This window comes from Neohoeflea coraliihabitans, assembly GCF_019334345.1.
Taxonomy (GTDB): Bacteria; Pseudomonadota; Alphaproteobacteria; order Rhizobiales; family Rhizobiaceae; genus Pseudohoeflea; species Pseudohoeflea coraliihabitans.
In genome coordinates this window covers 38,980-60,544 of record NZ_JAHWQX010000003.1, presented here as the reverse complement: position 1 = coordinate 60,544, position 21,565 = coordinate 38,980, and the positions used below count along the sequence as shown (strand labels likewise).

Here is a 21,565-nt window from a genome sequence, read left to right as displayed (position 1 = left end):
CTAGGAAATCGCGATATCGAGCCCGATATCCAGCGTCGGTGCCGCCATGGTGATTTTCGATGTCGAGATGAAATCGACACCGGTCTCGGCGATCGCATGCACCGTCGACAGATCGACATTGCCGGACGCTTCAAGCACCAGCCGGCCCGCATTCATCTTCACGGCCTCGGCAAGCAGGTCCGCACCCATATTGTCGAGCAGCACCACATCGGCGCCGCCATGCGCCAGAACCTCGGCAAACTGTTCGAGCGTATCGACCTCGATCTCGATCTTCACCAGATGCCCGGCAAAGGCCCGCGCCGCGTTCAGGCTGGCTGCAATGCCGCCGCAGACCGCGATGTGATTGTCCTTGATCAGGATGGCGTCATCGAGCCCGTAGCGGTGCGATGAGCCGCCGCCGCAGCGCACCGCGAATTTCTCCACTGCCCGCAAGCCAGGCAAGGTCTTGCGCGTGCAGGTGATGCGTGCCGGTGTGTCGGCGATCAGCGCTGCGAAGCGGGCCGTATGGCTGGCAATCCCGGACAGGTGCATGAGGAAATTGAGCGCCACCCGCTCTGCAGCCAGCACGCCCCGTGCCGGCCCCTCGACAGAGGCGATGCGATGCCCCGGTTCGACCGGATCTCCGTCAAACACGTGCGCCTCAAAGCGGATCGTCGGGTCGATCAGCCGGAAAGCCGTCGCGGCCAGCGTCATGCCGCAGACGACGCCAGCCTCCCGCACCGCGACGCTGCAGCGCGCCGTCTTGTCCGGGCCGATCGTCGCCTGACTGGTGATGTCGCCGGCCCGCCCCAGATCCTCCTCGAGCGCCGCCCGGACCTGGGCTTCGACCATCAGGGCCGGCAGTTCGGGAAGATGCGCTTTGTCTGTCGTCATGCTTCGCTCTTCTCGCAAAGTTCAGCCACGATCGTGTCGACCTCGGCAAGGGTTAGAAATGTGCGCTGCTTCCAGCTCGGTGACGGCTCGGGAAAATCAGCGCGATAATGGCCGCCGCGGCTTTCCTGGCGGCGCCAGGCGGCCACGGCGATCAGCTTGGCAGTGGCCACGATATTGCAAAAACGCACCCGCTTGTTGCTCTGCTCCAGGCGGGCAATGGCGCGGATCGCCGTCTCCAGCCCGGCCCGGTCGCGAAGCACGCCGACATGCGTGCTCATGATGCCGCGCAGATGCTTGAGCTCGGCACTGTCTTCCACCGTCACCAGCTCATCGGATTCGCCCACCGCGCCGCCCCAGTCGGTCAGTTGCGGCATCGGCAGCATGCCCTGGATATCCTCGGCGATCCGCCCGGCAAACACCACTGCTTCGAGCAGCGAGTTGGAGGCCAGGCGATTGGCCCCGTGCACGCCCGTCGATGTCACTTCGCCGGCGGCCCAGAGCCCGTCAAGCGTCGTCCGGCCCTCGGCATCGGTCAGGATGCCGCCCATGTGATAATGCACCGCCGGAATGACCGGGATGGGCTGCGTGACGGGATCGATTCCCGCAGAGATGCAGGACTCGTACACGGTCGGAAACATCTCGGGAAAATGCGCGCCGACCGCCTTGCGGCAATCGAGAAACGCTCCGCGTCCGGCTTGCACTTCGGCGAAAATACCGCGCGCCACAATATCGCGCGGCGCCAGCTCGCCATCAGCATGGATGTCCGACATGAAGCGATGACCCGCCGAATTTATCAGTTGCGCACCATCGCCGCGCAATGCCTCGGTGGCGAGCGGTGCCGGATCGCGCCCGATATCGATTGCCGTCGGATGAAACTGCACGAATTCGGGATCGGCGATGACCGCTCCGGCCCGCGCTGCCATCCCGGTTCCCGCGCCGCGCGCCTCGGACGGATTGGTGGTGACCGCATACAGATGGCCGATGCCGCCCGAGCACATGACCACGGCCCGCGCCGGAAACGACACCCGCTTCTTTGACAGGCCGGCATCGGGGCGCGCCACGACGCCCGAAACATAGCGCCCGGCGGTCTGCAGTTCCTCGACGACATATCCTTCCATGACCCGGATCGACGGCGTATCGCGCACTGCCGTCACCAGCGCATCCATGATCGCCTTGCCGGCCATGTCACCTTTGACGCGAACGATCCGGCGCTCCGAATGCGCCGCTTCGCGCGACAGCGCCAGGCGTCCTTCCAGATCGCGGTCGAAGGGCACGCCATAGGCGAGCAGATCGAGCACCCGCGCCGGCCCCTCCGCCACCATCATTGCCGCGATTTTTTCGTCGACGATACCCGCCCCGGCAGCCACCGTGTCGGCCAGATGCCTGGCCGGCGTGTCGCCCTCGCTCATCGCCGCGGCAATCCCGCCCTGCGCCCAGGCCGAAGAGGCGCCAAACCCAATCGGGGCGGATGCCAGCACGGTCACCGGCCGGGGTGCAAGCTTCAACGCGCAGAACAACCCGGCGAGACCCCCACCGACGATGACCACATCATCGATGCCCGCCCATGAGACCGGCGGATGCACATCCAGAACATCGCTCGCTGCCATCCGCTCCCCCACTCCCGGGTCGAATCTTTCGGCGCCAACACCCGCCGGCGTGCCATCAATTCTTGAGGTTGATCATCCGCTCGACGGCAAGACGCGCCCGATCGGCGATCATCGGATCGATGGTCACCTCTTCGCTCATCGTCAACAGGCTGTCGAGGATCTTCGGCAGGGTGATGCGCTTCATGTGCGGGCAGAGATTGCACGGTTTGACGAACTCGACCCCTTCGACCTCGCTTTCGATATTCGACGCCATCGAGCACTCGGTCACCAGAAGGACGCGCGAGGGCCGCTGATCCTTGACGTAGTTGATCATGCCCGATGTCGAGCCGGCATAGTCGCACACCGCGATCACATCTGGATGACATTCGGGATGGCCGATGATCTCGATGCTTGGATCGGCCTCCTTGTAGGCCAGCAGTTCCTCGGCCGTGAAGCGCTCATGCACCTCGCAATGCCCTTTCCATGTGAGGATCTTCTTGTCTGTCTGCTTGGCGACATTCAGCGCCAGGAATTCATCGGGAATGCACAGCACCGTGTCCGAATCAAAGCTCTCGACGACCGCCACCGCATTTGACGAGGTGCAGCAGATATCGGTCTCCGCTTTCACATCGGCCGACGTGTTGACATAGGTCACCACCGGCACGCCCGGATACCGCTCCTTGAGCAGCCGCACATCTGCTCCGGTGATCGATTCCGACAGCGAACACCCGGCCCGCATATCCGGAATCAGAACGGTCTTGTCAGGATTGAGCAGCTTCGAGGTCTCGGCCATGAAGTGCACGCCGCACTGCACGATGATCTCCGAATCAACCAAAGTCGCCTCGCGTGCCAACTGCAGCGAATCGCCGACAATATCGGCCACGCAGTGGAAGATCTCCGGCGTCTGGTAATTATGCGCGAGGATCACCGCCCCGCGCTCTTTCTTCAGGCGGTTGATCGCGTGCACATAGGGCGCATAGACCGGCCATTCGAACTCGGGAATGTGGGAGCGGACCCGCTCGTAAAGATGCGCGGTCTCGCGCGCCACCTGCGGCGTATAGCTCAGGTCGGGGCGGGCGAGAACGCCAAAGCGCTGCGCAGCCGATGCCGGTGCGCCGGTGTCTGCAGCGGGTGTGACCCTGTGTTCCATCAACGCCATGCCGCCCCTCCTGTCTGTCTGGCTCTCACCCATTTTGCTCAAACTGAGCATAATGGGTGGCAAAAGAAACCGGCCAGTGCCGGTGCGGCAATGAGATAGGCATTTTCACGGGCGATTTCAAGTGGGGTGAGGCCCCGCGGCCTCGTCTGTCGCCGAACCGGCCTGGCCCTCGATCTGTCTCCGGCGCGGAATGCGCTTCAATCGGCAGCGATGCCGCCGGACTTGTCCGGCTGTCCGCCGCTTCGCCCCGGGCCCCGCCCCTGTCGCAGGAGGATCTTCTGGTAGAAGCGGCCGATCGCCAGGAGCGCCAGTCCGAGACCGATGAATGACAGGGCCCGCAGCGCGCCATCCAGCGCCGCCATGTCGAACAAGAACACCTTGAGCACCGTGATCAGCAGAATCACCCCGGAGGCGATACGCAACGGCAAGGACCGCCTGATCAGACCGGCGCTCAGCAGCACCGCACCGAGCGCCAGCCAGACCAGGGAGTAAGTCCACAATTCCGCGTCGCTGGAGCCGCCAAGCAAGCTCATCCTCTCCCCGACAAAGCCGTGCCGCACCATCAGCGTCGCATAAAGAAAGATGAGCAGCCCCGCGGCAGATCCATACCCGATGCGGTACCACCACGGGCGCACGCCCCGCGACGCCAGAGCAACGCCCCCTGCCAGCAGGCCAGTAACCAGATAGGCCGGCAGCAAAAGGTTGAACACGGCGCCCTCGCCGACCGGGGCGCCGGTCAGCACCGGGTTGTAGCGGAAGGCCAGACCGCCGATCAGCATGACAAAACCAAGCCCGCCGGCGATCAGCGCCGCCCGGTCATATACCGCGGCGCCGCTGCGCATCGCGGTGAACTGCAAGCCGAGCGCGAAACCCAGGGCGGCGATCGACTGCACCGCCATGTCGGCAAGCCCGAACGGCGCGAAAAGCACATTGCCGTCAGCTATGAAATGCCGCAGTTGCAACGCCACGAACAGCGCCAGGAAGGCGAGCCCGATGGCCGTCTCGCCCGATGCCCAGCGCCGCAGCCGGAGACTTGTTGCGCCCCGGCGAAAGACTTCACCGGCCCACAGGATCATCAGCGACGGCAGTCCGGCAATCAGCAGCAGCCAGTTGAAGAACGGCAATGCGCCGATCGCTTCCGCTTCGAATGGCGCATTGAAATAGATGCCGGAAAAGGACAGCGCTGCGAGCACGACGGCGACCATCGGCATGGCTGGGAAGGGACGCCATTTATAGATCCAGGCCACACCGGCGCTGGTCACCGCCATCGCCAGCGGCAACCAGTATCGGCTCAGCGCAAAGCCGAGCGCCAGCGACAGAAGTGCAACGGCGGCGATAGCAAGGGCGGCCGGCGCCGGCGCCCTGTAGTCGCGCGGTGCTTGCCGCAGAAACGCTTCCGCAAGCAGCACCGCAGCGGCGGCCAGGATCAGTCCGCCCGCAGCCAGCGGTGTGCCGATCTCCAGATCGGTGCCGCGCAGATAAGCACCGCTCAGCCCGAGAACGGCAATCAGGGCTGCAGCGATGGCAAGCTGCCCTGCTCGCCGCGGAGCCAGACGCACCACGCTCCAGGCCAGGGCCACAGCCGCAATCAGCAAGGGCACCAGACCCGACGCCAGCCATGCGAGATAGCCAGAGATGTCGGCGCTTCGCTCGCCCGCCAGCGCATCGCCGCCGAGCGCCGGCGAGATCGCCGGATACACCGGCAGCGAAAGCGCCAGTCCGAGCACCGGCAACCCGATCAGCGGCGCAGCGCGACACAGCGTCGGATAGAGCCGGCCCAGCGCCAGGAGGAGCGCACCGAAACCGAGCGCCAGCACCATGGCCAGTTGCGGCGATGCCGTATCGAACGAAACGGTGGCGATCACGGTGAGAATGGCAAATGCGGCAAAAGCCGGCCGGTCCTGGCGCAGCGTCTCCGTCTCCTCCACCTGCCAGGAGGGTGCTCCGCCGAACCCGAGCGCGTAGAGAACACCGAGTCCGATGAGCAGCAGGACCACGGGAGTCATCGGCGCGCTGCCGATCGTGGCAAAAAAGACAAGCACCAACCAGACCAGCGAACCCACCACACCGCCGTGAAGCAGCCAGCGCCACTGCCGGATCCGCGCCGTGGCCGTCACCGCCGCCGTCACGCCCAGCACGTGGATCAACGAATAGGGCAGATTCGGATCGATGGCATCGAGAACAATCGGTGCGCCATATCCGCCCAGCAAGCCGATGGCTGCCAGCTTCGGACCATGCAGCGAAGCAAGAACAAGACAGAGGATTGCAATGGCCAGCATGCACAGCGTCGCCGGCCCGGGAGCGATGAAACCGTAGATGGCCTGCGCCGCATACAGCGTTCCGAACGCCGCGATCGCACCGGCGCCGGTCAGCGCGCCGGGAATGTCGGCGCTGAAAAATGGCGGCAGGGATGCGCGCCGGTCCCGCCGCCTTAGCCCTTCGCCGCCGGCAAGCAATGCTGCGCTGAGCAGCACGCCGGCGACGATGCGTGCTTGCGGTCCGAGCAGCCCAGCCTCGATGGTGTAGCGAACCAGGAACAGCGCACCCAGCGCCACTGCCACGCCGCCAAGCAGCACGGTCCAGCGCCCGCCGATCAGTTCCTCCAGATCAACGCGCCGCAGATCGTCCCACCGGCGGCTAACGGCGCTTGCAAGCGCCGGCCTGTCAGCCGGTCGGGGCGCGTGCGCCGATATATTTCCGCCCGCCGGCAGCGGCGGTGGTTCGCTCGCTCCGGTTTGCGTTGCCACGATGTCCGGGTCCGGCGGCGACGCTTCGGTGGCTGCCGGATCAGGAGCGGGGAGCCGGGCGTTTAACTCGCTGACTGCGCGCTCCAGGCGTCCGATCCGCTGCCACGACACAAGCGCCAGCCCGCAGAAGGACACGCCGAGGAGCAGCAAGAGGACATACAGGATCATCACATTCCGCCGAAACTGTCGTCCGGGACGAAGACTGCCGGACGCGTCTTGCACATTTGCGCGCTTGCGCCGCCGCACGCAACCGCGCGGCGGCGAGAAACGCATCCATCAACGCGATTGAACTTTCAATGCAACAATTCGACTTGAGTTTGCCATGGCAAATCCTAAAGTGACGCCGCTTTCCGCCATTCAGGAGCCGACAATGTCCACCGCCGCCCCCACCACGCCCGTTGCCCCGCAGGCGGGCCCATCGGCATTGCCCTGGCTGATCATCATCGCCGGCAGCCTCGTCGCGCTGCTGACCTTCGGGCCGCGTTCGGCAATGGGCTTCTTTCAGCTGCCGATGCTCGCCGAAAAGGGCTGGGACCGCACCACTTTCGGCCTGGCGATGGCCATCCAGAATCTCGCCTGGGGCTTCGGTCAGCCGCTGTTCGGGGCACTTGCCGACAAATACGGCACCGGCCGGGTGATCGCGCTGTCCGGGCTGATGTATGCCGCGGGACTGATTCTCATGGCTTTTTCGCCATCGGTCATGTGGTTGCATATCGGTGGCGGCATGCTGGTCGGCCTCGGTGTCGCCGCCGGCTCCTTCGGCATCATTCTTGCCGCTTTCGCCCGCAATGTCGCGCCTGAGCAGCGCTCGCTGGCTTTCGGCATCGGCACCGCCGCCGGCTCCGCCGGAATGTTCGTCTTCGCACCGCTCGGCCAGGGGCTCATCGAGACCTTTGGCTGGTCGGAAGCCCTGCTGTGGATGGCGGCTCTGATGATGCTGTTGCCGTTTCTGGCCATCCCGCTGCGCGGCAATGCCGCCTCGGGCCGCCAGTCGCGCGACGAAGTGGCCCAGAGCGCCGCTGCTGCCCTGCGCGAGGCGGTCGGCCACAAGAGCTACCTGTTGCTGGTCTCGGGATTCTTCGTCTGCGGCTTCCAGGTTGCGTTCATCACCGCGCATTTTCCCGCCTATCTCGGCGATATCGGCATCGATGCCTCCTATGCGGTGATCGCCCTGGCGTTGATCGGCTTCTTCAACATCATCGGCTCCCTGGCCTCCGGCTTTATCGGCCAGCGCGTTTCCAAGCCCTACTTCCTGGCCGTCATCTATCTCGCCCGTTCGGCGCTGGTCACCGCGTTCCTGCTGCTGCCGCAGACCGGGCTGTCGGTGACCGTCTTTGCCATCCTGATGGGTCTTTTATGGCTATCGACCGTGCCCCCGACCAATGCGCTGGTGGCCATCATGTTCGGCACCCGCCACCTCGGCATGCTCGGCGGTCTTGTTTTTCTCAACCACCAGATCGGCTCGTTCCTCGGCGTCTGGCTCGGCGGCTATCTGTATGACCGCTTCGGCTCCTATGACCCGGTCTGGTGGCTCGGCGTCGCTCTCGGGCTGTTCGCCGCGCTTGTGCACTGGCCGATTCGCGAAGCGCCGATCGAGCGGGATGCCCCTGCCTTACCCGCCGGGTGACGCGGCCTGTGCTCTCGTGCCACCGGGAGCCGGGAACGGCGCTGCAGACAACAAAAAACCCCGCTTGTCAGCGGGGTTTCTGCAAGGAGGTGGCACCTCCTGAAATCTGTCAGATCCCGATCAGAGACCAAGGCCCTCGAAGCGCTTCTTGAACTTCGAAAGGCGACCGCCACGGTCCATCAGCTGCTGGTTGCCACCAGTCCAGGCCGGGTGCGAGGTCGGATCGATTTCAAGATTCATGGTGTCGCCTTCGGCGCCCCATGTCGAACGCGTCTGGTATTCGGTGCCGTCGGTCATGACCACCTTGATCATGTGATAATCCGGATGAATGTCGTTCTTCATCGCCTTGTCCTGACATTGTCTCTCGGCCAGATCCGGCATCGGATGTGGGAAATGGGCCGGTTGCTTGTGTGGAGCGGCACAGGAGAAGGGCCGCAGCTTCCAAATTCGATGGCGAGCCTATACATGATGGACTGCCGTGATACAAGGCCCGCGATCGGCGAATTTGCCTCGCCATTGCCGCGACAGGAGACCCCGTGAGTAAGATGCAGCCCGGCCGTGCCTCCGGCGGCGTGTTCCGCCGCCAGTCCCCCGCTTCCGCCACACCGGCCGCTGCCACTCCGAATCCGGACGCCGCGGACGCGCGCGCACCGCGTTCAGTGCGGCCGCTGGCCCGGCTGTTCCCCTATATTCGCCGCTATCCGCATCTGGTCGCCGGGGCCGTGGTGTTCCTGGCGCTTGCCGCCCTGACCACGCTGACATTGCCCATCGCCGTGCGCCGCATGATCGACCATGGCTTTTCCGCCAGCGATGCCGGCTTCATCAACACCTATTTCACGATGTTGCTGGTCATCGCCGCCGTGCTGGCGCTCGCTTCCGCCTGCCGCTACTATTTCGTCATCACGCTTGGCGAGCGCGTCGTGGCCGATATCCGCCGCGATGTCTTTGCGCATGTCACCGCCCTTTCCGCTGCCTTCTACGACGTCAATCGCTCCGGCGAGATCGTCTCGCGGCTGACCGCTGACACCACGCAGATCAAGTCGACGGTCGGCGCCACCGCTTCGGTCGCCCTGCGCAACATCATCCTGTGCGCCGGCGCCATCGTCATGATGTTCATCACATCGCCGCGCCTGTCGGCGCTGGCGCTTGCCGCCATTCCGCTGATCGTCTTCCCGATCGTCGGCTTCGGCCGCCGTGTCCGGCGCCGCTCGCGCATCGCTCAGGACACCCTGGCCGATGCCATGACGCTCGCCGGCGAGGCGATCGGCGCCACCCGCACCTTGCAGGCCTTCAACGCCGAGGACGAGGCGCGAAGACGCTTTGCCGGCGCCGTCGACGCCGCCTTTGCCGCCGCCCGCAGCGCCATCAGGGCGCGCTCCATTCTCACCGGATTTGCCATCGCCATCGCTTTCGGCTCCGTGGTTGGCGTCTTGTGGTATGGCGCGCAGTCCGTGCTGGCGGGTGAACTGACCCCCGGCCGCCTTGGTCAGTTTCTGCTTTATTCCCTGTTCGCCGCCGGCGCACTCGGCTCCCTCTCCGAGGTCTGGGGCGAAGTCTCGCAAGCCGCCGGCGCTGCGGAACGCCTCGGCGAACTGCTCGACGAACACCCGGCCATCACCGCCCCGGCTGATCCGCAACAGATGCCTGAGCCGGCCCGCGGCGAGGTCGAATTCGACAATGTCGGTTTTGCCTATCCGGCGCGCCCTGACCTGCCCACCCTCGACGGGATCAGCTTCACCGTCGCCCCCGGCGAAACCGTCGCCATCGTCGGCGCCTCCGGGGCCGGCAAGAGCACGGTCTTTTCCCTGCTGTTGCGCTATTACGACGTCGCCACCGGCAGTGTGAAGATCGATGGTGTCGATCTGCGCCGCGCCGACCCGAAGCCGCTGCGCGACCGCATCGCGCTTGTGCCGCAGGATGTGACAATTTTCGCCAGCACCGTTGCCGAGAACATCGCCATCGGCCAGGACGGAGCCGACAGGGCAGCGATAATAGCGGCCGCGCGCGCCGCGCAGGCGCATGACTTCATTCAGAATCTGCAGAATGGTTACGACACGCCGCTTGGGGAACGCGGCATCACGCTGTCGGGCGGACAGCGCCAGCGGATCGCCATTGCCCGCGCCATCCTGCGCGACGCACCGGTGCTGCTGCTCGATGAAGCCACCTCGGCGCTCGATGCCGAAAGCGAGAAACTCGTGCAGGTGGCTCTCGAGGAGTTGATGCAGAACCGCACCACGCTTGTCATTGCGCACCGTCTCGCCACGGTGCTGAAGGCCGACCGCATCCTCGTCATGGACAAGGGCCGTATCGTTGAACAGGGCACCCACGAAACATTGGTCGCCCGCAACGGTCTGTACGCCCGCCTCGCCCGCCTGCAATTCGAAAGTGGCGCCGAGGCGATCGCCGCCGCCAAATAGCTGCGGGGCAATTTACCGTTCGGTCAATTTCAGCTCGATGCGCCGGTTGGTCGCCCGCGCCTCGGGTGCATCGCCCTCGGCGATCGGCTGGAATTCACCGAAGCCCGCAGCCACCAGCCGGCGCGCCGGCACGCCTTGTGAAATCAGGAACTTGACCACCGATGTGGCGCGCGCCGACGACAATTCCCAGTTGTCGGCGTACTGCCCGGTACCCGACAGCGGCACATTGTCCGTGTGCCCGTCCACCCGCAGCACCCAGTTGATCTCCTCGGGAATCTCCTCGGCCAGTTCGAGGATCGCCTCGGCAAGCTGCGCCATGGCCGCCTGCCCCTGCGGGTTCAGATCGGCCCCCCCCGAGGGAAACAGCACTTCCGACTGGAACACGAACCGGTCGCCGACCACCCGCACATCCTCGCGCCCGGCAAGAATTTCACGCAGCCGTCCGAAAAAGTCCGAGCGGTAGCGGTTTAGCTCCTGCACCCGCTGCGCCAGCGCCACGTTCAGCCGCTTGCCGAGATCGGCAATTTTTGTCTGCGAGGCTGCATCTTTCGCCTCGGATGCTTCCAGCGCATCCTCCAGTGCCGCCAGCTGGCTGCGCAGCGCGGCGATCTGCTGATTGAGCAATTCGACCTGGCTCAGAGCCCGTTGCGAAACCTGCCTCTCTTCATCGAGCGAGGCGCTCAGACGTCCGATTTTCTGCTCCGCGGCCGATACGGCGCCGCTCCCCGAATCCAGCAATTGCTGCAGCCGGCTGCGTTCGCTCTCGGCCGCTGAGAGCGACGCCTGGACATTGGCAAGCGCATCCTCGAGATCCTGGCTGGATGAGCGCTCCAGCGCCAGCAGCTCGGTCAGCTCGGCGATCTGGCTGTTAAGCCGGTTGAGCACCTGATCCTGCCCGGATATTTCCCGGCTGAGGAAGAACTGCGCCAGCACGAACACGACGAGCAGGAACATGATCGCCAGCAACAGGGTTGCCAGCGCATCGACAAAACCCGGCCAGTAGTCGATACCCCGCTCACGGCGGCGGTTGCGCGCTAGCGCCATCGGCTAGTCCCTCTCAACCTTGTCGGCCAGCCGATCGAGCGTCTCGCGCATTTTCACGGATTCCTGCTGCTGTGCCTCGATCCAGTCGCGCAACATCTGCTGTTCGCTGCGCATGTTCTTGACCAGACCCTGGATTCCTTCCGCCAGGCTGGCCATTGCCGCAGTCGTGCGCCGGCTCGACCCGCCCTCCTGCGCCAGTTCCTGAACCCGTTCGGACAATTGTTTGATATCGTTGCCCTTGCCGTCTCCGGTCACCGGCACCGGCCCATCGAAATCCAGATCGGTCAGGCTCGACAGCCAGTTCTCGAGTTCCGTGTAGAACCGGTTCTGGGCCCGTCCGGCCTGCAAATCGAGAAAGCCGAGGATGAGCGATGCGGACAGACCGAACAGCGACGAGGAAAACGCCGTACCCATGCCGCCGAGCGGCGCTGAAAGGCCGCTCTTGAGGGTCTGCAGAACGTCGCTGGTGCCGCCGCTGCCGGGATCGAGGGACTGGATCACCTGATTGATCGAGCCGATCGTGCCGAGCAGACCCCAGAACGTGCCGAGAAGGCCGAGAAACACCAGAAGCCCGATGAGATAGCGCGAGATGTCGCGTGATTCGTCGAGCCGCGTCGCGATCGAATCGAGAATGGAACGCAGCGATGTCGGCGACAGCGCCATTTCCTGCCGGCGTCCCATCAGGGCCCGCATCGGTGCCAGAAGCACCGGCTCGCGACCGACCTTGTCGGCACTGCCGGCCGCACGGAACGAGTTCACCCACCGCACCTCGGGCCGCAATCGCAGAACGTGGATGAAGACGAGAAAGACGCCGACCGCCAGAACGCCGAGGATCAGGCCATTCAGGCCGGGATTGGACATGAAGGCCGTCTGGACCTGGCGATACAGGATGGCAGCAACGAAACCGGTGAGGATCAGAAAGATCACCATGCTCCAGAAGAACACCATCGGACTTGAGAGCTTGTGCGGATCCGCACCGCCGCCATCATCCGAAATGCCCCAGCCCGAAAGCGAAAATTTCTCCATGCCGGTTCCGATCCCCATTCCCGCAACCCTTGCGGCTGCCATGACTTTTCGCAAATGAAGTCAGCCCGCTGCCGCCGGCCTATTCGCAGCGGAGCCTAACCGATATTGTGGCGCGAATGGAAGCACCTGGCATGCGATAAGCCGCGCTTTGGGCGCGATAACCCCCGCTTTGGGCGCAGATGCACACTCAGCTGGTCGGAACGGGCCGCTTGAGAATTTCCAGCAGGCTCTTGTGGATATGCTCGTTGCCGGCCACGATCCCGCCGCTCCCGAATATATCGCGACCGCCGCGCTTGTCGCTGACAAAACCGCCGGCTTCGCGGATCATCAGGATACCGGCCGCCATGTCCCACGGGGCCAGGGCATCTTCCCAGAATCCGTCAAACCGGCCTGCTGCGACATAGGCGAGGTCAAGAGCAGCGGATCCGACCCGGCGAATACCTGCCGCCTCCCCCATGACATGCCGCAGTTCCACCAGATACTTGCCATGGTGGCCGCGACCGAGATGCGGAACGCCGGTGCCGATGACGCAATCACTCATCGACTTGCGCGCCGCAACGCGCAGCCGCCGGTCATTGGCAAAGGCGCCACCGCCGCGCTCGGCGGTGAACAACTCGTCCACCGCCGGATTGTAGATCACCCCGGCGACGATGTCGTCATTGCGCTCAAGCGCGATCGACACAGAGAACATCGGGATTCCGTGCAGGAAATTCGTCGTGCCGTCGAGCGGGTCGACAATCCAGCGATGCGCGCCGTCGCTGCCCTTTTCCTCTTCGCTCTCCTCGCCGAGAAACCCGTAGGTGGGACGCGCCCGCATCAGCGCCGTATGGATGATCTCCTCGGCCTTGCGATCGGCCTGGCTGACATAATCGGCCGGGCCTTTCATCGACACCTGCAGGTTCTGCACTTCGCCGAAATCGCGCGCCAGAGACCGCCCGGCCTTGATCGCCGCCTGTACCATTACGTTGAGAAGGGCCGAACGCGCCATGCAAATTGTCCTTGGAAGAACGGGTCAGAAAAGGTCGGATGCCGCTCAGTCGGCGCGGCGCAGATAGGTCAGTTCATTGGTATCGACGACAATCTTCTCGCCTGATGAGATGAACGGCGGCACCATCACGCGAACACCGTTTTCCAGAACCGCCGGCTTGTAGGACGACGTCGCCGTCTGTCCCTTGACCACCGGATCGGCTTCGGCAATGGCGAGCGTCACCTGATCGGGCAGCGTCACGCCGATCGGCTTTTCCTCGTAGAGTTCGACCGTCACCATCATGCCGTCCTGCAGGAAGGCGCGCCGGTCGCCGACGAATTCTTTCTGCAGTTCCAGCTGATCGTAAGTCTCGGTGTTCATGAACACCAGCGCATCGCCTTCCTCATAGAGAAACTGGAAATCCTTCTGCTCAAGACGCACCCGCTCGACCGTCTCGGACGCGCGGAACCGCTCATTGAGTTTCGTCCCGTCGATCAGGTTCTTCATCTCCACTTGATTGAAGGCGCCACCCTTGCCCGGCTTGACCGCCTGGGTCTTGACCACGGCCCACAGCCCGCCATTGTGTTCGAGCACGTTGCCCGGTCGAATTTCATTGCCGTTGATTTTCATGAGCCTGTCCGCGATTGAAGTTGCCGCCTGTGTCCGGCACCGGAAGATGCGGAACGGGAGTGTGCGGCACAAAGCCACGCACCAGCGGGTGGAATGACGGCTTCAAGACCACAAAAGCCGCCGCTTTTCAAGCCTGCCTGCGCATTGCAGGATCTGTCCCGGCACTAGCGGCGGGCAAACCGGTTGGCCCGGTCGAGCGCCGCCTTCTGTTCCTCGGCGGTGAGCCCGAGGTAAAAGTCCTCAAGCTCCGGATCCGTATAGCCGGCCCGTTTCGACAGGATGTACCACTTGGCAGCTTCAATCGGGTCGGGGCGCGTGCCGATCGCATGGATGTACAGAACCGACAACCGGTTCTGCGCCGCCACATTGCCGCGCAGCGCCGCGGTCTGCATCCAGCGGAACCCGCGCTCGTAATCCTTTTCCCCGCCCACGCCATCAATCAGCCAGATCGCCAGATCGAGCTGCGCCGTATCGTAGCCGCCCTGCGCTGCCTTGCGCATCCAGCTGCGTGCCTGGGCTCGCTTTTCCTCCGGGATCCCAAGCGCGTTCATGTAGCTGCGGGCCAGCGCATATTGTGCATCCGGCACGCCCTGCGCCGCGGCTTTCTCGAAATAGGGCAAGGCCCGTTTCAAGCCGACGTCGCCCGGATGCTGCGCCAGGAGGCTCTGGGCATGGTTGAATTGCGCGAAGGGATTGCCGGAATCGGCCGCCTGTTTCATCAGGGTGCGCGACCGCTCGGCATCTAGCGGCACATGCTTGCCCTCAAGCAGCATGATCGCCAGCTTGAACTGCGCCGCGGCATCCCCGCCCTTGGCGGCCTGCTCGTACCAGAACGCCGCATCGTCCATGCTTCGCGCCACGCCGAACCCTTCGGCGAACAGTTCCGCAATCAGTGTCTGCGCCGCCGGATCGCCCAGTTGCGCGCGCGGTACGGCAAGATCCATCGCCGTCAGGTAAAAGCCGCGCTGATAGGCGCTGTAGGCGCGCTTGGTGGCGTCGATCCTATCATCCAACAGGGCCAGAGCCGGATCGTCGGTCGGGGCCACCAGCACCGGCCCGCGGCTCGCCGCCACCCCCGAACCGTCCGCATCACCCTCATTTTCCGGCCCTACGAACCGGGCCGAGATCGCCTCGCTTTCCGCGTCCTCGGCCTCTGGTGCCCCGAGCCGGTCGGACTTCAGGGCTTGCGGTGGACCGAGCCGCTGCGACAGGGAGCGAAAATCAGGCCGGATGTCGTTCTCACCATCGGAACCGGGAGAACCGGCGCGTTCCGACTTGCCGATCTCCGGGCCAAATCGTCCCGCTAAGGGACTGTCGGCAGTCTGCGCAAAAGCGAAATCACCGCGCAGGCTGAACAGCGGCACGAGCAGTGCGACAACAAGGATTCGATCTCGGATCATGAAAACCCACTAATCGTCAAACCGTGGCGCTTTTTCGTCAAGCATGCGATTGATCAGCGTCACCTGGCTGCCGGCGGGCGTATCGGCAGCAAACACAGCCTTGCCGAACGCGATGAATTCCGCTCCGGTCGCTGCCATCTCCTCGCCATGCTCGATGCTGTTGCCTCCCATGAGGATGCAGGGAATATCAACCATCGACGCCCACCATTCAGCCAGATCGACATTCTTGCGATGCGGCTCGGGCTTGATATCGCCGTCCGGCCGGCCGAAAAACAGGAAATCCGGTTCCAGATCACCCATCGACAGCGCCTGATGCCGGTCGCGCGCATTGCCACCGCCGACGATCATCGCCGGCGTGTGTTTCTCCACCGCCGCCGCCAGATCGTCAAAGCCGCCGGCGATGAACAGACCGTCGGCCCTCACCCGTCCCGCGATGCGGCTGTCTCCGTCAATCAGCGCCGCCGCTCCCGCCGCCTGGATCACCGGCACCGCCGCGGCACACAAGTCCTGGAACAGCCCTTCTTCGATTGCCCGTTGCGGCACGATCACCGAAGCCACATCACCTCCGGAAAGCGCATCTTGCAACTGGCTTGCCAGCTCTTGCGGCTCAAGCGTTTCCGGGGCCACAAGGACAAGACGACATCGGTTCTGGATATCGGTCATGGTCGGGCAGGTCCTCATAACGGGGGCGGAAAAATCAAACTGGCGCCGCTTCCGGTGCTGGCAAAACAGTCGGCTTGGGGATAAACCGGCAGCCGGCAACTTACAAGCAGGCGCATGATCTCCGACCCCGTCTTTTATCTCTATGCCGTGCCGGCGGTGTTTCTCGTTGGCCTCTCTAAGGGCGGACTCGGCGGCGCCATGGCGCTGATCGGCGTGCCGCTGATGGCGCTTGCCATATCGCCGGTGCAGGCCGCCGCCATCATGCTGCCGATTCTCATTCTCATGGACATCATCTCGCTGTGGATCTGGCGCCGCCACAATGAGGCGACCACCTTGCGGATCATGCTGCCCGGCGCCGCTCTCGGCATTCTTATTGCCTGGCTGACCGCCGCCTGGGTCACCGAGGATGCCATCCGTCTGATCGTCGGCGGCGTCGCGCTGATCTTCTCGGCGCAGTATTTCTGGCGCCGGTATCAGGATCGCCGCGCCGACAGGACCGTGCCGACCGGGCCCCGCCCGCACCGGCCGCTTTACGGCGCCTTCTGCGGCACGCTTGCCGGCTTCACCAGCTTTGTCTCGCACGCCGGTGGCCCGCCCTACCAGCTTTACACCCTGCCGCTGCGTCATGAACCAAAGGCCTTTATCGGCGCTTCGGTGCGCTTTTTCGCGGTCGTCAACGCCCTCAAGGTCGTGCCCTATTTTGCCCTCGGTGAATTCGATGCCACCAATCTCAAGACCGCAGCGGTTCTGCTGCCGCTGGCCGTCGGCGCCACCGTTCTCGGCGCCGTGGTTGTCCGCCGCATCCGCGCCGAACATTTCTATCCTCTGATGTATGCGATGGTGCTGGTGACGGCCTTCAAGCTGATTTATGACGGACTGGGCGGCTTGTGAGGACAGATCGCGTCTGACCGGAGGAGCGCCGCTGGCCGAAGCAAGGGAAGGGAAACCCGTGTCCAATCCGTTTGAAACCGATCTCGATCGCAACCCGGCCAACTACCAGCCGCTCAGCCCGCTGACCCATCTCGAACGCGCCGCGCTGGTCTTTCCCGATCACACCGCCATGATTCACGGCACGCTGCGGCGCAGCTATCGCGCCTTCTTCGCCCGCTGCAAGCAACTCGCCAGCGCGCTGGCCGATGAGGGCATCGGCCGCGGCTCTACGGTCTCCGTGATGTTGTCCAACACCCCGGCAATGCTCGAGGTGCACCATGCCGTGCCGATGACCGGGGCCGTGCTGCACGCCCTCAACACCAGGCTCGATGCCACCATCCTCGCCTTCCAGCTCGACCATGCCGATTGCAAGGTGCTTATCGTCGATCGGGAGTTCTCGGAACTGGTGCGCAACGCGCTGGCCCAGGCGAAGGTCAAGCCGCTGGTGATCGACTATGACGACCCCGACTTTCCCGAGGACGCGCCTTTTGCCAAGGGTCCGTGCATCGGCACCCGTGACTACGAGGAGTTCCTCGCTGGCGGCAGCGAGGATTTCGAGCGACGCGCCCCGGTGGATGAATGGGACTCGATCTCGCTGAATTACACCTCCGGCACCACCGGCAATCCGAAGGGCGTTGTCTATCACCATCGCGGTGCCGCCCTGATGGGCTACGCCAATATCATTGCCTCCGGCATGGCCCGCCACCCGGTCTATCTCTGGACCCTGCCGATGTTCCACTGCAATGGCTGGTGCTTTCCCTGGACGCTGGCGGTGCTCGGCGGCACCCATGTCTGCCTCAGATGGGTGCGCGCCAAGGCGATGTACGACGCCATTGCCGATCATCGCGTGACGCATCTGTGCGGCGCACCCATCGTCATGTCGACGCTGATCAACGCACCGGATGCGGAAAAGCGCGACTTCTCCCACACGGTCAGCTTCAACACCGCCGCCGCACCGCCCCCCGAATCGGTACTCTCACAGATGGCCGATGCAGGTTTTGAGGTCGTCCATCTCTACGGCCTGACGGAGACCTACGGTCCGGCGGTCGTCAATGAATGGAAAGCCGCATGGGACGAGCTCGACCCGGCGGCCCGCACCCGCATGAAAGCGCGGCAGGGCGTGCGCTACCCGGCCCTCGAGGACCTCTCCGTGCGAGATCCGGAAACCATGCAGCCGGTGCCCTCCGACGGCGAGACCATCGGCGAGGTGATGTTCCGCGGCAACATCGTCATGAAGGGCTATCTGAAGAACCCGGACGCCAGCGCCGAGGCCTTTGCCGGCGGCTGGTTTCATTCCGGCGATCTCGGCGTCATGCATCCCGACGGCTATATCCAGCTCAAGGACCGCTCGAAGGACATCATCATTTCCGGCGGCGAGAACATCTCATCGATCGAGGTCGAGGACGCGCTCTATAAGCATCCGGCCATCCAGTCCTGCGCCGTCGTCGCCCGGCCCGACGAAAAATGGGGCGAGACCCCCTGCGCCTTCGTGGAATTGAAACCCGGCGCGGCGCTCAGCGCCGACGAGGTGATCGCCCATTGCCGCAGCCTGCTGGCGCGCTTCAAATGCCCGCGCACGGTCGTTTTCCAGGCGGTACCGAAGACTTCGACCGGCAAGATCCAGAAATACATTCTGCGTCAGCAGGCGCGCGAGGGCCTGTGAGCACCGCTTTCACCCGCTTTGCAGAGCATCACACCGGTTCATTTCGCAGTGCACAAAAAAGCTTGTCGCGGCACGATGAATCTCCTAGCCTGCGGGCATGGGAACAGATGCATTTGCGGCCATAGCGGACCCCAATCGACGCCACCTCCTCGAGGAGTTGCGCCGCCGCCCCTGCACGGTCAATGAGCTGGCCAGAGGGCTGCCGATCAGCCGGCCGGCCGTCTCCCAGCATCTCAAGACATTGCTCGACAACCGCCTTGTCACGGTGCATGCCAACGGCACCCGGCGCGTCTATGCGATCAACGAGGACGGGTTCCTGCATCTCAATATCTGGCTTGACCAGTTCTGGACCTGACGGCGGGATATGGCCGGCAAAAAACCGCCCGCTGATGGCGGGCGGCTGGCATAGTTGTGCGGGGGACGCGGAACTTGAAAGAGTGTTGCACTTCGACCGATAGCGGTCATATGCCTGTCGTGAAGCGGAACTAGTGTTGGGTTGTTCCAGACTTCAACCGGACGATTTCGTCCTTAATGCGCAATTTGTCACGTTTAAGAGCGACGATTGTCGTATCGGCCGCAGACGGACTGCTCAGCTCACTGCGCAGTTTCTCATCCAGTTGGCCGTGTTTTTCCTCAAGCGTTTCAAGATGCGCTTCGATTGACATAGGCAACTCCCTTGTAGGTCGCGCCGGTCCGAAACCAGCGCAACTGGTTGATGGGCAGGATCAGTTTGCCACCAAAAACTTCTGTTGTCGAAGGCGAAATCTCGCCTGCTGGATAACTTCCCGTTAAAACTGTTTCATGATAGGTGCAGCTCAGTTTTGTCGCCTTTGATGCGATGCCGTCAGGGCGTCGGCTTTCCATTGGCGACCGTAAGACAGGGTGCGGGATCTATGTCCGATCAGGAACAGGCGGAACTGAGAATGATGGTGGCGCGGTTGCGCCACGAGCATGAAGACTACGACGCCGCAATCAACGCCATGCTCAAGGTCGGATGCGACCAGTTGCGCATCCAGCGCATGAAAAAGAAGAAGCTGGTCATCAAGGACAAGCTCTCGCAACTTGAAGATCAGATCATCCCTGACATCATCGCCTGAAGGTCGAGGCTCAGCACGGCTTGCATTTGCCGTGCTGATCGTCAAGAAAGCCGTCACCATCGCTTCCGTCGCACAATGCGGGTGATCGGCAGCAGTCCCGCGGCAAACGATGGCGCGGTGCAAGCAACGAGGATCCGGTGAAAAGATGACCGCCCTAAACGCCCCCCCGGTCGCCATCATCATGGGAAGCCAGTCCGACTGGCCAACCATGAAACATGCCGCCACGACGCTCGACCAGCTGGACATTGCCTATGCGCCGCGCATTGTCTCGGCGCACCGCACGCCCGAGCGCATGTATGATTTCGCCCGCACGGCGCGCGACCAGGGATTCAAGGTGATCATCGCCGGAGCCGGTGGCGCCGCGCATCTGCCCGGCATGACGGCGGCTCTCACGCCGCTGCCGGTGTTCGGTGTTCCCGTGCAATCGCGCGCCCTGTCCGGCGAGGACAGTCTGCTGTCGATCGTTCAGATGCCCGCCGGCATTCCGGTCGGCACCCTGGCCATCGGCAATGCCGGCGCCACCAATGCCGCCCTTCTCGCTGCTGCCGTGCTTGCCCTGTCCGACCCGGCCCTGGCTGACCGCCTCGATGCCTGGCGCGCCGCGCGCACCGCCGCTGTCGCCGATCATCCGGTGGACGAGGCCTAGATGGACGCGCTTCGGCCCGGCGCCACGATCGGCATTCTCGGCGGAGGCCAGCTCGGCCGCATGCTGGCCATGGCCGCCGCGCGCTTCAGCTACCGCACCATCATCTTCGATCCCGATGCCGCCGCCCCGGCAGCGCAACTTGCCTCCGCGCATATCTGCGCCGGTTACGACGACCAATCCGCCCTCGACCGCCTTGCCGAGGCGTGCGACGTCGTGACCTATGAATTCGAGAACGTCCCGGTCGAGACGGTGCGGCATCTGGCTGGAAAAGTGCCGGTGCGCCCCGGCGCGCGCGCCCTCGAGACGGCGCAGCACCGCATCCTCGAAAAGGAAATGGCCCGGCGGCTCGGCGCCGAGACGGCAGCCTTTGCGCCTGTCCAAAACCGTGCCGATCTTGATGCGGCGATCGCCAGCCTCGGTCTCCCGGCCATTCTGAAAACCACCCGCTTCGGCTATGATGGCAAGGGGCAGGCGCGCCTGACCTCCCGCGAGGATGCGGCCGCCGCTCTTGAGGCCATGGCTGGGGGCCCGGCCATCCTTGAATCCTTTGTGCCGTTTGACCGCGAAGTGTCGCTGATTGCAGCGCGCGGGATCGATGGCACGGTCACGGCCTTCGACCTTGTGGAAAATGAGCACCGCAATCACATCCTGCATCGCTCCACGGTGCCGGCCAGCATTGATGCGGCGGCGCGCCAGGAAGCAACGCGCATTGCCGCGGCGATTCTCGCGGATCTCGACTATGTCGGTGTCCTGGCGGTCGAATTCTTCGCGGTTCCCGCCGAGACCGGCCATCGCCTGCTGGTCAATGAAATCGCGCCCCGTGTGCACAATTCCGGCCACTGGACCGAAGCGGCCTGCGTCGTCTCGCAGTTCGAACAGCACATTCGCGCCATCGCCGGTCTGCCGCTGCAGCCGGCCTTGCGTCACTCCGACTGCGTCATGCAAAACCTCATCGGCGAAGAGGTCGACCGTCTCCCCGAACTGGCCGATGATCCCGCCATATTCCTTCATCTCTACGGCAAGAAGGACGCGCGACCGGGCCGCAAGATGGGGCATTTTACCCGGCTGGTCGGCAAGAGCTGAGCGCCGC

General features: G+C 64.1%; 20 protein-coding genes. 8 read left to right on the top strand and 12 right to left on the bottom strand.

What is annotated here, in order from left to right; translation table 11 throughout:
- The 4 genes from nadC to KY465_RS11355 all read right to left on the bottom strand — a co-directional run bounded on the left by nadC (position 1) and on the right by KY465_RS11355 (position 6,533).
- Positions 1–873 (bottom strand): carboxylating nicotinate-nucleotide diphosphorylase, encoded by an 873-nt coding sequence (gene nadC / locus KY465_RS11370; RefSeq protein WP_219201835.1) that lies wholly within the window; start codon positions 871–873, stop codon positions 1–3.
- The gene (locus KY465_RS11365; RefSeq protein WP_219201834.1) at positions 870–2,480 is read right to left on the bottom strand and encodes an L-aspartate oxidase; all 1,611 of its coding nucleotides are present in this window, start codon (positions 2,478–2,480) and stop codon (positions 870–872) included. The genes nadC and KY465_RS11365 overlap by 4 nt, the downstream gene beginning before the upstream one ends.
- Before the next feature lie 55 nt (positions 2,481–2,535).
- Positions 2,536–3,609, bottom strand: coding sequence for a quinolinate synthase NadA (gene nadA, locus KY465_RS11360; protein ID WP_219202690.1), 1,074 nt, complete (start codon positions 3,607–3,609; stop codon positions 2,536–2,538).
- 206 nt (positions 3,610–3,815) lie between these two features.
- Entirely contained in the window at positions 3,816–6,533 is a 2,718-nt protein-coding gene (locus KY465_RS11355; RefSeq protein WP_219201833.1) for a DUF2339 domain-containing protein, read from the bottom strand.
- A gap of 202 nt (positions 6,534–6,735) precedes the next feature.
- Here KY465_RS11355 and KY465_RS11350 point away from each other — a divergent pair, with 202 nt between their 5' ends.
- Positions 6,736–7,992: an MFS transporter gene (locus KY465_RS11350; RefSeq protein WP_219201832.1), complete on the top strand. Its 1,257-nt coding sequence runs from the start codon at positions 6,736–6,738 to the stop codon at positions 7,990–7,992.
- A 120-nt stretch (positions 7,993–8,112) separates the two neighbouring features.
- Here the strand turns inward: KY465_RS11350 and rpmE are convergent, their stop codons facing one another.
- Positions 8,113–8,334 carry a 50S ribosomal protein L31 gene (gene rpmE / locus KY465_RS11345; protein ID WP_219201831.1) on the bottom strand — a complete coding sequence of 74 codons (222 nt, stop codon included), beginning with the start codon at positions 8,332–8,334 and terminating at the stop codon, positions 8,113–8,115.
- 203 nt (positions 8,335–8,537) lie between these two features.
- Here rpmE and KY465_RS11340 point away from each other — a divergent pair, with 203 nt between their 5' ends.
- Positions 8,538–10,409, top strand: a complete 1,872-nt coding sequence (locus tag KY465_RS11340) for an ABC transporter transmembrane domain-containing protein (RefSeq protein ID WP_219202688.1) — start codon at positions 8,538–8,540, stop codon at positions 10,407–10,409.
- Positions 10,410–10,421: 12 nt separating this feature from the next.
- Here KY465_RS11340 and KY465_RS11335 read toward each other — a convergent pair whose 3' ends face one another.
- The 6 genes from KY465_RS11335 to KY465_RS11310 form a co-directional block, all read right to left on the bottom strand.
- Positions 10,422–11,453 carry a peptidoglycan -binding protein gene (locus tag KY465_RS11335; protein ID WP_219201830.1) on the bottom strand — a complete coding sequence of 344 codons (1,032 nt, stop codon included), beginning with the start codon at positions 11,451–11,453 and terminating at the stop codon, positions 10,422–10,424.
- A gap of 3 nt (positions 11,454–11,456) precedes the next feature.
- Positions 11,457–12,479: a MotA/TolQ/ExbB proton channel family protein gene (locus KY465_RS11330; protein WP_219202686.1), complete on the bottom strand. Its 1,023-nt coding sequence runs from the start codon at positions 12,477–12,479 to the stop codon at positions 11,457–11,459.
- Positions 12,480–12,666: 187 nt separating this feature from the next.
- Entirely contained in the window at positions 12,667–13,467 is an 801-nt protein-coding gene (locus KY465_RS11325) for an inositol monophosphatase family protein (protein WP_219201829.1), read from the bottom strand.
- Positions 13,468–13,512: 45 nt separating this feature from the next.
- A complete protein-coding gene (gene efp, locus KY465_RS11320) occupies positions 13,513–14,076 on the bottom strand; it encodes an elongation factor P (protein WP_219201828.1) in 564 nt (187 codons plus the stop codon).
- Positions 14,077–14,240: 164 nt separating this feature from the next.
- A complete protein-coding gene (locus tag KY465_RS11315) occupies positions 14,241–15,476 on the bottom strand; it encodes a tetratricopeptide repeat protein (protein WP_219201827.1) in 1,236 nt (411 codons plus the stop codon).
- A 9-nt stretch (positions 15,477–15,485) separates the two neighbouring features.
- Positions 15,486–16,139, bottom strand: coding sequence for a thiamine phosphate synthase (locus KY465_RS11310; protein ID WP_219201826.1), 654 nt, complete (start codon positions 16,137–16,139; stop codon positions 15,486–15,488).
- A gap of 114 nt (positions 16,140–16,253) precedes the next feature.
- On the opposite strand from KY465_RS11310, the gene KY465_RS11305 reads away from it, so the two are divergent.
- The 3 genes from KY465_RS11305 (at position 16,254) to KY465_RS11295 (ending at position 19,087) form a co-directional block, all read left to right on the top strand.
- Positions 16,254–17,030, top strand: coding sequence for a sulfite exporter TauE/SafE family protein (locus KY465_RS11305; RefSeq protein WP_219201825.1), 777 nt, complete (start codon positions 16,254–16,256; stop codon positions 17,028–17,030).
- A gap of 58 nt (positions 17,031–17,088) precedes the next feature.
- Complete coding sequence (locus tag KY465_RS11300) at positions 17,089–18,732, top strand: acyl-CoA synthetase (protein ID WP_219201824.1); 1,644 nt, start codon at positions 17,089–17,091, stop codon at positions 18,730–18,732.
- A 97-nt stretch (positions 18,733–18,829) separates the two neighbouring features.
- Positions 18,830–19,087 carry an ArsR/SmtB family transcription factor gene (locus tag KY465_RS11295; protein WP_219201823.1) on the top strand — a complete coding sequence of 86 codons (258 nt, stop codon included), beginning with the start codon at positions 18,830–18,832 and terminating at the stop codon, positions 19,085–19,087.
- Between the two features lie 130 nt (positions 19,088–19,217).
- Here the strand turns inward: KY465_RS11295 and KY465_RS11290 are convergent, their stop codons facing one another.
- Entirely contained in the window at positions 19,218–19,397 is a 180-nt protein-coding gene (locus KY465_RS11290) for a YdcH family protein (protein WP_219201822.1), read from the bottom strand.
- A 228-nt stretch (positions 19,398–19,625) separates the two neighbouring features.
- Between KY465_RS11290 and KY465_RS11285 the strand changes: the two genes are divergently transcribed.
- The 3 genes from KY465_RS11285 (at position 19,626) to KY465_RS11275 (ending at position 21,558) form a co-directional block, all read left to right on the top strand.
- A complete protein-coding gene (locus tag KY465_RS11285) occupies positions 19,626–19,829 on the top strand; it encodes a YdcH family protein (protein ID WP_219201821.1) in 204 nt (67 codons plus the stop codon).
- Between the two features lie 145 nt (positions 19,830–19,974).
- Complete coding sequence (gene purE, locus KY465_RS11280) at positions 19,975–20,475, top strand: 5-(carboxyamino)imidazole ribonucleotide mutase (protein WP_219201820.1); 501 nt, start codon at positions 19,975–19,977, stop codon at positions 20,473–20,475.
- Positions 20,476–21,558 carry a 5-(carboxyamino)imidazole ribonucleotide synthase gene (locus KY465_RS11275; RefSeq protein ID WP_219201819.1) on the top strand — a complete coding sequence of 361 codons (1,083 nt, stop codon included), beginning with the start codon at positions 20,476–20,478 and terminating at the stop codon, positions 21,556–21,558.
- Positions 21,559–21,565: the final 7 nt, after the last annotated feature.

Excerpts from the sequence above, each read along its gene's own strand:
- nadC (WP_219201835.1), bottom strand. The coding sequence starts at position 873 with ATGACGACAGACAAAGCGCATCTTCCCGAACTGCCGGCCCTGATGGTC.
- KY465_RS11365 (WP_219201834.1), bottom strand. The coding sequence starts at position 2,480 with ATGGCAGCGAGCGATGTTCTGGATGTGCATCCGCCGGTCTCATGGGCG.
- nadA (WP_219202690.1), bottom strand. The coding sequence starts at position 3,609 with ATGGAACACAGGGTCACACCCGCTGCAGACACCGGCGCACCGGCATCG.
- KY465_RS11355 (WP_219201833.1), bottom strand. The coding sequence starts at position 6,533 with ATGATCCTGTATGTCCTCTTGCTGCTCCTCGGCGTGTCCTTCTGCGGG.
- KY465_RS11350 (WP_219201832.1), top strand. The coding sequence starts at position 6,736 with ATGTCCACCGCCGCCCCCACCACGCCCGTTGCCCCGCAGGCGGGCCCA.
- rpmE (WP_219201831.1), bottom strand. The coding sequence starts at position 8,334 with ATGAAGAACGACATTCATCCGGATTATCACATGATCAAGGTGGTCATG.
- KY465_RS11340 (WP_219202688.1), top strand. The coding sequence starts at position 8,538 with ATGCAGCCCGGCCGTGCCTCCGGCGGCGTGTTCCGCCGCCAGTCCCCC.
- KY465_RS11335 (WP_219201830.1), bottom strand. The coding sequence starts at position 11,453 with ATGGCGCTAGCGCGCAACCGCCGCCGTGAGCGGGGTATCGACTACTGG.
- KY465_RS11330 (WP_219202686.1), bottom strand. The coding sequence starts at position 12,479 with ATGGAGAAATTTTCGCTTTCGGGCTGGGGCATTTCGGATGATGGCGGC.
- KY465_RS11325 (WP_219201829.1), bottom strand. The coding sequence starts at position 13,467 with ATGGCGCGTTCGGCCCTTCTCAACGTAATGGTACAGGCGGCGATCAAG.
- efp (WP_219201828.1), bottom strand. The coding sequence starts at position 14,076 with ATGAAAATCAACGGCAATGAAATTCGACCGGGCAACGTGCTCGAACAC.
- KY465_RS11315 (WP_219201827.1), bottom strand. The coding sequence starts at position 15,476 with ATGATCCGAGATCGAATCCTTGTTGTCGCACTGCTCGTGCCGCTGTTC.
- KY465_RS11310 (WP_219201826.1), bottom strand. The coding sequence starts at position 16,139 with ATGACCGATATCCAGAACCGATGTCGTCTTGTCCTTGTGGCCCCGGAA.
- KY465_RS11305 (WP_219201825.1), top strand. The coding sequence starts at position 16,254 with ATGATCTCCGACCCCGTCTTTTATCTCTATGCCGTGCCGGCGGTGTTT.
- KY465_RS11295 (WP_219201823.1), top strand. The coding sequence starts at position 18,830 with ATGGGAACAGATGCATTTGCGGCCATAGCGGACCCCAATCGACGCCAC.
- KY465_RS11290 (WP_219201822.1), bottom strand. The coding sequence starts at position 19,397 with ATGTCAATCGAAGCGCATCTTGAAACGCTTGAGGAAAAACACGGCCAA.
- KY465_RS11285 (WP_219201821.1), top strand. The coding sequence starts at position 19,626 with ATGTCCGATCAGGAACAGGCGGAACTGAGAATGATGGTGGCGCGGTTG.
- purE (WP_219201820.1), top strand. The coding sequence starts at position 19,975 with ATGACCGCCCTAAACGCCCCCCCGGTCGCCATCATCATGGGAAGCCAG.
- KY465_RS11275 (WP_219201819.1), top strand. The coding sequence starts at position 20,476 with ATGGACGCGCTTCGGCCCGGCGCCACGATCGGCATTCTCGGCGGAGGC.